This window comes from Corynebacterium casei LMG S-19264, from assembly GCF_000550785.1.
In the GTDB taxonomy this organism is placed as follows: domain Bacteria; phylum Actinomycetota; class Actinomycetes; order Mycobacteriales; family Mycobacteriaceae; genus Corynebacterium; species Corynebacterium casei.
On sequence record NZ_CP004350.1, the window covers coordinates 1092673 to 1105422 of the forward strand.

The following is a 12750-nucleotide window of genomic DNA, read 5'->3' on the forward strand; positions in this document are numbered from 1 at the left end:
TCCGCAGATTGATTAAGCTTCAGAATTCGCAGCTCAGGAAATACTGAGATTCTCGTAGTTCTGAATGAGTGTGAGGAATCGTTCCCACACCGCTGATTGGGCGGGGCTAAATTGTTCCTGGCGGAGATCTTCGATCAAATCCATAAACGTGCCATCAGAAGCTGGCTCGGAAAATTGCAATTCTTCGGCAACCAGCACATAGAATTCCATCCATTCCTGAGCCATTGCCTCTGTCGCAGCATCACTGACTTCGCTCTCATCCTCAAAGGCCTCGAACTTCGACATGAGTTCAGCGGTGTGTTGTTGAACCCCCGGGTCGTTGAGAAAGTTCTGAATGTGGCGCAGGGTCTTTTCTGGCACCTGCCCGGAATTCGCCATCATGAGGCCAACGTCGGCATCGAACTGCGCGGTCCTGCTTGGTTGGGGATTTGCGGCGTGAGTGTCCTTCAGACTTTTTAGAGCGGAACGCTGAGCGCGAAGGAGTGCCTCTTTGCGGGCGAGTTCTTTGTCAATGGCATCGATGTCTTCCGCGGTTGGGATGCCGTTGGAATCCAAGATTTGGGAGATGTGTTTAAGCGATGCACCTGACTCGGAGAACATCTTGATGCGCAGTACCTGAACCACGTGGGCGGCCGTGAAATTGCGGTAGCCGTTTAAATCCCGAGACGGCTCTTCCAACAGCCCCAGCTGTAAATAGTGCCGGATTGCGCGCGGGGTAGTGCCGGTCAGATCCGCGAGGTCCTTGCTTCGCAGGATGCTTTCGTCGAAATCTTTAAACTCGGTCATTTTCGCCCTCCCACATAGCAAGCTTCATTGCATGTTCTACATATCCTACGAACTCTTCGGGCTCAGCAACGTAGATATCTAATTCACGTGCCCTGTAGTTTTCTGGAATCCGCTTTCTCGATATCGGGGGCTGCGCAGAGACAGGTTTTTTGAGCGTGAGGTGGACGTTGGTGCTCGTCAACGAAGTGAGAACCAGCAGCGATTCATCAATTGCGGGCTCCGTGTGCTTGTGATTTCTTGCCCGGCGAATGCTCGCAATATTGTCCAATGGTGTTTCCAGCACCTTTGTATGGCCCCATTTCAGGGTTAGGGACTGAGAGCCTACCAAGTGAGGATGAGTAATACGTGCGGCAAAGATTCCAGTAATCAGAATAAGCGCGTATACCGAAGCCACCAGAAGTACTATGCGCAGCCAGGCCCAAGGGATGAGCACATGGATGACGCCTGCCTCGATGACAGTGACTATGCCCATCGCTATCGGGACAGACAAGGTTCCTTTGGCATAGCTGAAACCGCGGGTGGTGGGACCCACGCCAACTCTTTGCCCACGCACATACGGGATGAGCCCCAGCAGCGTTCGAGCTTCCATGAAAGCTAAGCGCAGCAAGGGTTGACCTTCGGCAACTGCTTCGAAGAATTCTTCACCACGCAAGCCGCGTGACTTCCGCATATGCCGCAATTCAACGATCGTTGTGGCTACGACGATGAACAGCGAGGGCAGCTCAACCATCAAAAATACGAGCAGGACAGTCCGGTTGGACACTACACCGAGCATGCGAAGCACCAGAACTGCGCCAACCGTGAGTAGGAGCAATATGAGGAAGATTCTTTTTGCAGCCTTGAGCCGTGACAACGTCATAATATGAAGTATCAACTATGACGCTACGTCAAGGTCAAATGTGACTAGAGGGTCTGGATGGCGTTTGCTAGCTCCTCCTGATTACGGTGGCGCAGCAGAGCAACAGTGCGCCGGCGCGGGGTTTGAGGATCGAGGCCCAAGGCTTGGTTGATAGGGGCAGTAAGACGGAGGTTGCAGACCTCTTTACTGGTGGCGGCATAACTAATAAGCTCCTGCATTTCATCAGTATCAATATCGAGTCCGATGAGATTATAGACGCGAGCGAGGCCAGCCAGGTGCGGCTGCAGCGGGGGCGCAGCGGTGACGTTGAAGGTGCGGTCGTCACCAAACTTCAACCAGACGCGGTCACCGGCCTGGGAGCCGAGTTCGTCGAGGAACCTGCGGATGGAAGACACGTTGAGGTTGCGCAGACGGTTGGTGCCAACTTGAACTGGTCCAAGCGGGCTAGTTAGTTCAATCTTGTTGCCGACGCGCAGGCCAAAATGATTGGCGATGCCGCGGGGAGCACCGAAGCCGCTGCCGCGGATGTGGTCCTTGCTCAACGTCAAGAGCAGATGCCATTGGCCATCGCGGAAGTACAAACCATTCGATTCCGAAATGGGGCCGCCGATGACGGTGGCATTGTCAGACTCAGAGCGACGCACATACCCGTTGACAAGCTGTAGACCATCAGAGGCGGCATAAGCGCGGATAGAGCCTTCCGTAATCCGCAAGCGGTCAGCTTGGGAGATGAGGAAAGCCAGACTCACACCTTGGGGCTCCTCGCCGGCTTCAGCGGAGATAGCGGCTTCTTCATCGACTTGCTCAGCGATCCAGTCAACAATGGTGCGAAACTCTGGAATGCCCCAGCTAGCCAGTGCCCATTGGTCGCCGGAGACTTTAATCAGGCGCGGATCGGAGGCGTACTGGTTGCGGGCACTGCGCATATTCATGGTGCCCAGGTGGTTCTGGATTTCTTTCATGGTCATTGGGTCGCCAAAAAACGACAGCAGAGCCACAGCGCGTGAGTTGTGCGAGCCAGCATCCACAATCAAATGGTCCTTAATCGTAATGACCTTCTGACCCAGCTCACGAGTGAGGTACTCGTTCAGCAGTCGCTCGTTGATTCCAGCCTTAGCGATGATGTCGTGCTTGAACACAACGCCGAACTCATCTTTTTCCGTCTCCAACAGCTGCTGGAAGTCATCCTCGAAGGAAGGAGAAAATACCCACCCATCGCGGACTACCCAGGCGCCGTCGACAGCAGTAAATAGTTTGCCGTAGGTGGTGTCAAAGGGCACGGCCTGCTCGGTCAGATTGGGGAAGCGATCCCGGAGGGTCTCCAGGCGGGTGGCGTGGCCAATGAAGCGCTCAATCTTGGCAAGCACGGCGTCATAGAAAGAACGGTTCTCATTAAAGTTTTGCCGCAGATCGAGTTCGAGCTGACGGACCCGCTCGCGCGTTATTCCAAAGCACTCCCCAACATCATCGAGAGTTTCGTTGCCCACCCAGCGCTGATTGATAATGGCAATCTTGCGCTCATCACCTTCGGTAGCACGAATGAGCTCCGCCGTGGCTTCAGCGAAGACCATGCGCAGTGGGGGATAATCCTGAAACAGCTTGGCAGCCTCATAAAAGTGCTTGGACACCTCAGGAGGCAAGGAAATGGTATCAGCGGTGGGAACCAAGTCATTCTGCAGCGCAATCCAGCCCATGCCTAAGCTGATCTTCTTGTACTTCTCATGCAGAATCTGGTTGGCATAAGCCTCCATCTTATCCTGCTCACGCTCAGCGGAATCTTCCGCGGCATAAGCTTCGACGGCATAGAAGTCAGGGTTTAGATCATCTTCGAGGGCGTAGACACCGGCAGAAAGCCCACTTGGCTGGCCATCTTCAAGGTGTCGCACGTCCTCGGAAGCCGCCGTGGGCTGCTCGCTGGCATCGAGCGCTGCATACACCGCAGAGATGACGATGGAGTTCAGATTGAGCTTGCCAACCCCAGGGTATTCCGCGAGCTTATTGACGGAGACATGCAGGACATTGGGGAAGTGATCATCAATCTCACGCATGACGCGTGCGCCCTCGCGGTCAATATCCACCATGGAAGAATCGTCCAAGAACGGAGAAATGCTCTTTAACGCAACGTCCGGGTGGGACTCAGTCCACGCCTGGGCCACACACGTTGGCGTCGGAATATGATGAGGGGCCTGTTTAAACCACGGGAAAACCACATGCAGCTGCTGCGGGTCAGCGTCATTGTTGATGAAATCAACATCGAACTCAGCGTTAGTGTCAATTTCAGTTTGAGAACTCAAAATTCTGGCAAACTCAGGCTCGGTGACAATCGGAATCCCCAACTGCTGCGCCGTCACAATCTTGGCATTGCGCGAATTCAAGTCAGACGACACCAAAACCTTGGTCTTCTTCGTGACCTGGCCAACGATAAGTCCCGCAGTGGTCGCGCGGTGCATCCACTCTTCCCGCGGAATTTCCATGGTGCCGGTCAGCGCAATGCGGTTACCCGTGTTGAGCTGAATGGACTCACGCCCGGCACGGGATCCTTGCTCCAGCAGCTCATCCACAATTGAGCCATCAACATCAAGTTGCTCGGCTACCTTCTTAAGCGTTTTGAGCTCATCAGAAATAACGACGCCGTCCATCCACGCTTCCAACGCAATCTGACGGATAACTTCCCGGTGCAGGGAGTGAATATCTGCGTCCTCAATTTCCTCCGCGCGGGCGGCAGCGTGAAGTTTCGCTATCTCTTCATCGTCAAGCTCTTTGTCTGCGATAGCTTCGCACAACATATCCCGGTAGCTCTGCAATGCCGGGTTGGTAAACCGCGGAAGATTTTTCACCAACTGCATGAGCAGACGCTGCTCTTCCTGCTTAATAGCGGTAGAACGTGCGAGCTCCTTCTGCGGCTTAGGCAAGCCGGAAGGAAAAATCTGCAGCGCTCCGGTATTGAGAACAATCTCAGATTCCTGCTCAACCAGCCACTTCAGCAACGATGCTGTCGCCATGGCATCGGAGAGCGCGGCGTGCGGGCGCCTATTTAAAATCCCGGCGGTATCAAGGGCCTCCGGCAGCTTGGACTTGCCGAAGAACTTTTTGCTCAATTCCTTCGTGTCAATGACCCAATTGCCGTACTCCGGCCAGACCACACCCAAACGGGCAAACTCCTGGCGCAGGAAACGCTGCTCAAAAGAAGCATTGTGCGCAACCATGGTGCGCTCAGCCAACATCGTTGCCAACCGCGCTGCAATCCCCGAAAACAATGGGGCATCAACCACATCTTCATTCGTGATCTTGTGAACAAAGGAATTGGGAATTTCTCGTTCGGGCTGGATCAGCGTGTCCCAGGTTTCCTCCACCTGCAGCTGTTCATCTAGGAGCACTACTCCGACCTCGACGACGCGATCTATGGAGCCAAAACCGGTGGTTTCAAAATCTAGGACTGCGTACTTGTTGTGAGAAGACATAGTTAAACCTCCGGGTTAAACAGCAAGAGTGCCCTAGCAGTGCACGCGAACTAAGCCACTTGTGCGGGCAGGGGTGGTGGCAGAGAAAAAGAGATTCCTTCAGCTTAGTTTGTCGCCTGGTCAGCGCAAGAGAACATCCATTGGAATTATTCGAACACGAAACAAAAGGGCATTAGTCACAATAGTTAGGTAGTCCGAAATACTAAGTTTAAGCTTGAAGCAGACAATTCGGACCGAAAGGAACACAATGTCACAATTGAACACTCTGCTCGCCTCTGAGGCAGTGGACCTTAACGCCCGCGCGACTGACTGGCGCGATGCGATTAGCCGAGCGGGCAAGCTACTAGAAACTAGCGGTGCGATTACTGCCGATTACACCGCGGCCATGATCTCGTCGGTGGAGGAAAACGGTCCCTATATTGTTGTCGCGCCGGGCTTTGCCTTTGCGCACGCGCGCCCATCGGCGGCGGTTAAGCGGACAGCAATTTCCTGGGTGCGCCTGCAAGAACCCATTGAGTTCGGGCATGATTCCAACGACCCGGTCAACCTCGTTGTCGCCCTTGCTGCCAAAGACGATAGGGCCCACACCCAGTCTATGAAGGATTTGGCCAAGCTCTTGGGCAATAAAGATGCCCGTGCCAGGTTGGATTCTGTGTCCAGCGTCGAGGAGCTGCGTGAGGTGCTTGAGACGACGGTAAAGAAGAAAGCATCGGCAAGTAGTGCGGGAACAGACGGTGCACAACCTGCAGGTACCTCCGCGGCGAAGACTGTGGAATCCAAGGGCAAGGTGCTCACCGTGTGCGGCAACGGACTGGGAACCTCACTGTTTCTCAAGAATTCGCTTGATGAAGTCTTAAGCGATTGGGGCTGGGCGAAACTGGTCAACGTTGAGGCGACCGACACCATCTCGGCTAAGGGCCGCGCGAAGGAAGCCGACTTCATCCTCACGTCCGGTGAGATTGCCGCAACGCTTGGCGATGTCGGCGTGCCCGTCTGGGTCATTAAAGACTTCACGTCATTGAGTGAAATCGATGCTGCGCTGCGCGAACTCTATGCGCTCTAATCGTGCAAACCATGCTGGAAACTAAGTAGAAAGAAACGACAATGGATGTAGTACTTTCCATCGCGCAATTTTTGGTCAATGAAATCTTGGCCGTGCCGGCGTTCCTCATCGGTATCATCACCGCAATCGGTATGGCAGCCATGGGCAAAGGCGTGGGCCAGGTCCTTGGTAGCGCTATCAAAGCGACCCTGGGTTTCTTGCTCATCGGTGCCGGCGCAGGTCTTGTCACCGCGTCATTGGAACCGCTGGGTGTGATGATTGAAGGTGCCACCGGCATGCGCGGCGTGGTGCCAACCAACGAGGCCATCGCCGGTATCGCGCAGGCCGAATACGGCAGCCAAGTGGCCTGGCTGATGATTTTGGGCTTCGCGGTATCCCTGCTGCTGGCACGGTTTACCCCGCTGAGCTACGTGTTCCTGACCGGTCACCACGTGCTGTTTATGGCAACCATGCTGACCATTATTTTGGCGACCACCGGCTACAGCACCTGGGTCGTGGTCATCCTCGGTGCAATCCTGCTGGGCATTTTGATGGTGTCCCTGCCCGCCATCGCCCACCCATGGACCCGCCGCATCACCGGCAATGACTCTATCGCTATCGGACACTTCGGCACCCTGGGCTACGTTGCCGCCGCGGCGACCGGCAAGGTCGTGGGCGGTAAAGACAAGGCGAAGCAAAGTCCATCCACTGAGGATTTGAAGCTTCCGGAAGGCCTGCGCTTCCTGCGTGATTCCATGGTCTCCACGGCGCTGTCCATGGCTATCATGTACATCATTTTGGCGCTGCTGTTTCTGGCTCGCGCTGGCAAAGAAGAAGCGTTTACCGCATTTGAAGGCGGCGCCACCGACGTGGGTAACTTCATCATGCAGTCCGTAACCCAGGGCCTGCAGTTCGGCGTCGCCGTGGCCGTCATCCTCTTCGGTGTGCGCACCATCCTGGGTGAGCTGGTTCCCGCATTCCAGGGCATTGCCGCAAAGGTCGTACCTGGTGCCATCCCGGCTCTTGATGCCCCAATTGTGTTCCCATATGCACAAAACGCTGTGCTGATTGGTTTCATCTCTTCCTTCATCGGTGGACTCACCGGCCTGGCGCTGCTGGCAGTATGGCTCAACCCCATGTTTGGCGTGGCGCTGATTCTGCCAGGTCTGGTTCCGCACTTCTTCACCGGTGGTGCCGCGGGTGTCTACGGCAACGCCACCGGCGGTCGCCGCGGCGCGATGCTCGGCGCGTTCGTCAACGGCCTCATCATCACCATCTTGCCGGCCTTCCTGCTCGGCGTGCTGGGCACCTTCGGTGATGCGAACACCACCTTCGGCGACGCCGACTTCGGCTGGTTCGGCATCCTCATCGGCTGGTCCGCTCAGCTTGGTGGCGCACTGGGCATCATCTTGTGCGCCATCATCGGTATCGCAGTCTTCGCCCTCGGCTGGTGGTCGCAGCGCAAGCTTGTCGATGCTAACTGGGACCCCACCCCTTGGCGCGACGCGCCAGAAGGCGCCGCCGAAGCCGCCGGCGACCCAACCGCAGCGGGCGAGAACAACAAGTCCGTCTCTGCTGGTTTAACCGCCGCCTCTGCGAAGTACCCAAAGGTCACCCCACCACAGGGCGCGCCGGTTCCTCCGGCACCGCAGTACTAGCGTAAACAGAAAACAAAGAACGTGCAGCCCGGGGCTATTGGGCTGCACGTTCTTCTTGCTTTTAAAGCATCCGCAACGCAGTGAGGACGGGGTTTTCTTGCGTAACATCCGCAACGAAGGGAGGACGGTTACGCGCGGTCCTGGGAGCGCTCGTTGAACTTGGCGTAGTGGTCTGGGTGCGCGTCGCCGTAGCGGGCACGGCGGCGGCGCGAGGCAGCTTGAGCGGGAGCGTCGGGAGCAGCTTCGGAGGCGTCCTTTGAAGCATCGCCGTTGTTTGCGGTGGTGTCGCCGACCTGGGTGTTGTCCGTGGTGTCGTCGGAGGCGTCAGGGGTTTCTGGTTCGAGCCCGTTCTTGCTGTCGGGGGTCTTGCCGGCAGTGGAGTCGGAGCCGAGGGACTCGAGCTCCGCTTGCTCTTCTTCGGAGCGGCGACGCTCGCGGATTTCGGAGAAGATAAACCAGGCCAGTCCGATGGGCGCGAGGATGCCGAAGGCAATCCACTGGTAGCCATAGGACAGGTGGTTGCCGCGGTCCATGGAAGGAATGGGGATGGAGTTGAGGCCGCCTGGTTGGTCATCGGAAAGCTGCACGAATGCGGTGCCGAGGCCTTCCACGCCGGTGACCTCAGTGACGGTCTCGGAGTTGATGGAGTAGACCTGCTCATAGCCGTCGCGCTCAATCGGGGGATTAGGGTGCACGGCTTCTTCCGTGCGGACCATGCCGGAAAGCTGCACCTCACCGGTGGGGGCGGGTTCCAAGTCATCAGGGACCACGTTGCCGTCACCGGCTTCAATCCAGCCGCGATTGATCAAAATGACATCACCGGAGGTGGTTTCAAACGGAACCAGGGATTGATAGGACGGACCGGATGCCACCGGGCGCATGCGCAGCAGCGTCTCATACTCATTGAGATATTGCCCGGTGAGGTTGACGCGGGTCCATTCTTTATCCGCGTCAATAGAGCCGTCTTCATTGAACACGTCTTGATAAGGCACGGGGTCCGCTTCAAACGCGGCTTCGAGCTGGTGGTTGCGCTCAACAATGTCATCATCCTTGTTGAGCTGCCACGGTGCTAACACCGTAAAGGACAGGTAGGTAAACGCGATGACAAAAAGAATGAAGAGGATCCAGCCGGGCCGAAGAATCTTAGGCCACCGAGATTTTTTCTTTTCAACCTGTCCGCGCATAATGCCCCAGTCTAGCGCTCGACGGCGGCTTTAACCCATTCCACGATGCCCGAAACGCAGGCATCAATTTCTTGACGTGTGCGTTCAAAATCGGACTGTGATCCGTAGTACGGATCTTCCACAATCGCGCCAGAGTCAGAGTGTGGGTCGAAAGAGCGCATCAGGCGGATGCTGTCCGGGGCAATGCCGGCATCGATGAGCCCTTCCACGTGGCCGTCATCCATGACGATGAACAAGTCCGCATCCTTGTGTTCCGCGCCAAGCTTCGCGGCACGGTGGCAATCACCGTCGTGCCCCGCGCGGCGCAGCACAGCAATGGTGCGCTTATCGGCTTTTTGGCCGACGTGCCAGCCGCCCAGACCGCAAGAAGAAGTCATGGTCAGATCATCCAAGCCGGCGGCTTCCAGGGCGTCATGGATAATGACTTCAGCCATCGGGGAGCGGCAAATGTTGCCGGTGCACACAAAGCAGAGGTGGAGTTTGGGTGCAGCATCAGTAGGGGTGTGAGGGACTCGAGATGATGAGGACACGAAAGTATCGGACATATGGACTGTGTTTACCAGCAATAGCGGCCAAGAAGCAATCGGAAGTGACATATAGGATAGGAAGCTATGAATTCCTCCCAGACAACCGTTGCAGATATTCGGCAGATTCTAGAAGCCGCCTACCCGCCTTATCTGGCAGAGAAGTGGGATGCCGTGGGGCTAATCTGCGGGGACCCGCAAGCAGAGGTGCGCAAGGTCGCCTTCGCGTTGGATTGCACTCAGGGTGTGGCTGAGCGCGCCGTGGAGATGGGTGCTGACATGCTGGTTATCCACCACCCGCTGTTGATGCGCGGCGTGAATACCGTTGCGGCGGATACACCGAAGGGCAAGGTTATTCACACGCTTATTCGCGGCGGCGTAGCGCTTTTCGCCGCGCACACCAACGCGGATTCCGCACGGCCAGGGGTTAATGACAAGCTCGCGGAGCTAGTTGGCATTAAGCCAGGTCGCCCCATCGTGCCCAAAGACCCCAAGGTCATGGACAAATGGGGTGTGCATGTGCCTGCCGATGCCCTCCCGCAGGTCAAACAAGCCCTCTTTACCGCAGGGGCCGGCGCCATTGGGGATTACACCGAGTGCGCCTTCCAATGGGAAGGCGAGGGCCAGTTCACCCCACGCGAGGGCGCGGACCCGCATACCGGAGTGGTCGGTCAGCCTTATTCCAGCGCGGAGATGCGCGTGGAATTTGTGGCGCCGTCATCAAGGCGCGCGGAGATCATCGACAAGCTGCGAAGTGCCCACCCTTATGAAGAACCTGCCTTTGATGTTGTGGAAATGGCCCCGACTGCAGACCTAGACACTGCGTTCGGCCTGGGCCGGATTGGCGAACTTGATGAGCCGATGAACCTGAAGGAATTTACTCAACAAGTTGCCAACGCGCTGCCGGAAACCGCGTGGGGCGTGCGCGCGGCCGGTGACCCGGAGCGCATGATCAAGCGCGTCGCGGTGTCATCTGGCTCTGGTGATAGCTTTTTGGATAATGCCCGCGCACTCGGCGCCGACGTTTACGTCACATCCGATCTACGCCACCATCCGGTGGATGAACACCTGCGTGCCGGCGGACCAGCCGTGATTGACACCGCGCACTGGGCCAGCGAATTTCCGTGGACGCAGCAGGCTTCAGAAGTAGTTGCCGCGGGGGCTAATGTGGAGTGTGAGATTATTTCCATAAGAACTGACCCCTGGACTATCTCCGCGCATCCTGATAATGGCCGCGGATAGATAACTTTTGGGCACCGAAGAACTAGACAGACGAACACAAGGAGAATGCATCCATGAAGCTTGAGGCACAGAAACAACGAACCCTCTTAGAGCTTTCTCGCACCCTGCGCCTAAGTGCGGTGGGCGCGCAGGCACCGGAGCTGGAAGAAAAGCTGGAGCTAGAAAAAGCTGAGAAGGAGCACAAGCGTGCGCTCGATGCTGCTGCGGCGTCGCAGATGGCTGTCGATGATGTGGAAAATGACATCCTGCGCATCCAAGCCGATGAGCGCAAGCTGCGCAAGCGCGAACGTGATGATAAGGCACAGCTGTCAGCTGCCACTGACCCGGATGTGCGCCGCGAGCTCGAGCATGACCGCTACGCCGCGAAGTCCCGCATTGGGGATCTCATGAGTGAGCTGCAGGAAGCTCACAATGAGATTCACGCGCTGCGCAACAACCGCGACGTACACGGTGCCCGCGTGGATGAAGCAGCACGCAAGCTAGAAACCGCGCGCCGGGCATTTGAGACTGCGCAGCAGGCCACGCCGGTCGCGCCAGAGCGCGATATTGATGCTGAAATCGCCGAGTTGCGCGGCCAGCTCGATGAGCAGACCTTGGCAGAGTTTGAACGCCAGCGCACCGAAAACGGCATTGGCGTAGAAGAGTTCAAAGCCGGCAAGACCTGCGGAAGCTGCTCCATGGTGCTTCCACCAGCTGAGCGCGCCGCCATTGCAAACGCGCCGAAAAATGAGATGCCACAGTGCTCTGACTGTGGCTCTTACCTGGTTCGTCCTGCCTAAACGTTTCCCCGGATTTCCAACAGAGGATTGAATTTAGTGAAGGTCATTATCTACGCCGACGGCGGCTCGCGCGGCAACCCCGGCACGGCCGGTTCCGGCACCGTCATCTACGCTGCCGACGGGAAAACCATCCTGGATGAAATCGTCTACGTGGTGGGAAAGAAGTCCACCAACAACGTCGCCGAATACTACGGTCTGCTGCGCGGAGTTGAACGCGCCGCTGAACTCGGCGCCACCGAAGTGGAGTTTTTCATGGACTCCAAGCTCGTGGTGGAACAGATCAACGGGCGCTGGAAAATCAAGCACCCCGACATGCAAAAGCTTGCCGTCGAGGCACGGAAGTACATCAATACTTTTGATTCTTTCTCGCTTTCCTGGGTTGCCCGTGCCAAAAACTCCGTGGCCGACAAACTCTCCAACGACGCCATGGACGCCTGCGCCGCCGGCCACCCCGTCGGCATCGTTCGCGGCAACAGTAAGTCTGTTGCCCCCGAAGAACAAGAGGACGAGGCTGTCGCTGAGCCTGCCGAAACAACTGCAGGCTCGTCCACGAGCCTGCAGCCACAAGACTGGATGGGGGACCGCGGGGATGTCACCCGCTTCGTGCTGCTGCGCCATGGCCAAACGCAGATGAGCGTGGACAAGCAGTACTCGGGTCACACCGATATTGAGCTCACCGAGCGCGGCCAGAAGCAGGCTCTTGCTGCGGCGCAAGCTATTGCGAACCGCGGAATCGAATTTGATGTCATCGTGTCCTCGCCCTTGAAACGCTGCCAGCAAACCGCACAAGCAGCGGCGCAGGCCCTAGGCATTGATGAAGTCGAAACCGTAGAAGACCTCATTGAGCTGGACTTTGGCAAATGGGAGGGCGAATCCTTCGACGAGGTGGGCAAGCGTGACAGCGACCGTTTGCAGGAATGGATGACTGATAGTTCCGTGTCCTGCCCGGATGGGGAATCCTTGCAGCAGCTGCACAAACGCGTGCGCAAGGTGCGCAAGGAACTACAGGAACGCTACGCCGGCAAGACACTATTGGTGGTCACCCACGTCAATCCCATCAAATCCTTCATCCGCCAGGCACTCGACGGCAACGCGGCGGTGTTTGAGAAGGTGTTCTTGGGCGTGGCATCGATTAGCGATGTGGAATTTTGGTCCGATGGATCGCTTGTACGCTGCGTAAATGATGTTGGGCACCTCGGTGCGCTAGAATAAATC

At 56.9% G+C, this 12750-nt stretch carries 10 protein-coding genes; 5 read left to right on the forward strand and 5 right to left on the reverse strand.

Annotation, left to right across the window (positions count from 1 at the left end; all coding sequences use genetic code 11):
• Positions 1–33: 33 nt before the first annotated feature.
• The 3 genes from CCASEI_RS14400 to CCASEI_RS05080 are packed head-to-tail and all read right to left on the reverse strand — an operon-like array spanning position 34 to position 5106.
• Positions 34–786 carry a helix-turn-helix domain-containing protein gene (locus tag CCASEI_RS14400; protein WP_025387346.1) on the reverse strand — a complete coding sequence of 251 codons (753 nt, stop codon included), beginning with the start codon at positions 784–786 and terminating at the stop codon, positions 34–36.
• Positions 773–1645, reverse strand: coding sequence for a hypothetical protein (locus CCASEI_RS14405; protein ID WP_025387347.1), 873 nt, complete (start codon positions 1643–1645; stop codon positions 773–775). Before CCASEI_RS14405 ends, CCASEI_RS14400 begins: the two co-directional genes overlap by 14 nt.
• 44 nt (positions 1646–1689) lie before the next feature.
• A complete protein-coding gene (locus CCASEI_RS05080) occupies positions 1690–5106 on the reverse strand; it encodes an exonuclease domain-containing protein (RefSeq protein ID WP_025387348.1) in 3417 nt (1138 codons plus the stop codon).
• A gap of 247 nt (positions 5107–5353) precedes the next feature.
• On the opposite strand from CCASEI_RS05080, the gene CCASEI_RS05085 reads away from it, so the two are divergent.
• Entirely contained in the window at positions 5354–6169 is an 816-nt protein-coding gene (locus CCASEI_RS05085) for a PTS sugar transporter subunit IIA (protein WP_006822050.1), read from the forward strand.
• Positions 6170–6210: 41 nt separating this feature from the next.
• Positions 6211–7806: a PTS ascorbate transporter subunit IIC gene (locus tag CCASEI_RS05090; protein ID WP_006822051.1), complete on the forward strand. Its 1596-nt coding sequence runs from the start codon at positions 6211–6213 to the stop codon at positions 7804–7806.
• Between the two features lie 128 nt (positions 7807–7934).
• Here CCASEI_RS05090 and CCASEI_RS05095 read toward each other — a convergent pair whose 3' ends face one another.
• Together CCASEI_RS05095 and CCASEI_RS05100 are read right to left on the reverse strand one after the other, a co-directional pair.
• Positions 7935–8990, reverse strand: coding sequence for an SURF1 family cytochrome oxidase biogenesis protein (locus CCASEI_RS05095; RefSeq protein WP_025387349.1), 1056 nt, complete (start codon positions 8988–8990; stop codon positions 7935–7937).
• 11 nt (positions 8991–9001) lie between these two features.
• Positions 9002–9535: a low molecular weight protein-tyrosine-phosphatase gene (locus CCASEI_RS05100; RefSeq protein WP_006822053.1), complete on the reverse strand. Its 534-nt coding sequence runs from the start codon at positions 9533–9535 to the stop codon at positions 9002–9004.
• 66 nt (positions 9536–9601) lie between these two features.
• On the opposite strand from CCASEI_RS05100, the gene CCASEI_RS05105 reads away from it, so the two are divergent.
• From CCASEI_RS05105 to CCASEI_RS05115, 3 genes are read left to right on the forward strand one after another with little or no spacing between them, the layout of a single operon-like run.
• Positions 9602–10756, forward strand: a complete 1155-nt coding sequence (locus CCASEI_RS05105; RefSeq protein WP_025387351.1) for a Nif3-like dinuclear metal center hexameric protein — start codon at positions 9602–9604, stop codon at positions 10754–10756.
• Positions 10757–10809: 53 nt separating this feature from the next.
• Positions 10810–11535, forward strand: coding sequence for a zinc ribbon domain-containing protein (locus tag CCASEI_RS05110; protein WP_025387352.1), 726 nt, complete (start codon positions 10810–10812; stop codon positions 11533–11535).
• Between the two features lie 36 nt (positions 11536–11571).
• On the forward strand, positions 11572–12747 hold the full coding sequence (locus CCASEI_RS05115) for a bifunctional RNase H/acid phosphatase (RefSeq protein ID WP_025387353.1): 1176 nt from the start codon (positions 11572–11574) through the stop codon (positions 12745–12747).
• Positions 12748–12750 lie beyond the last annotated feature (3 nt).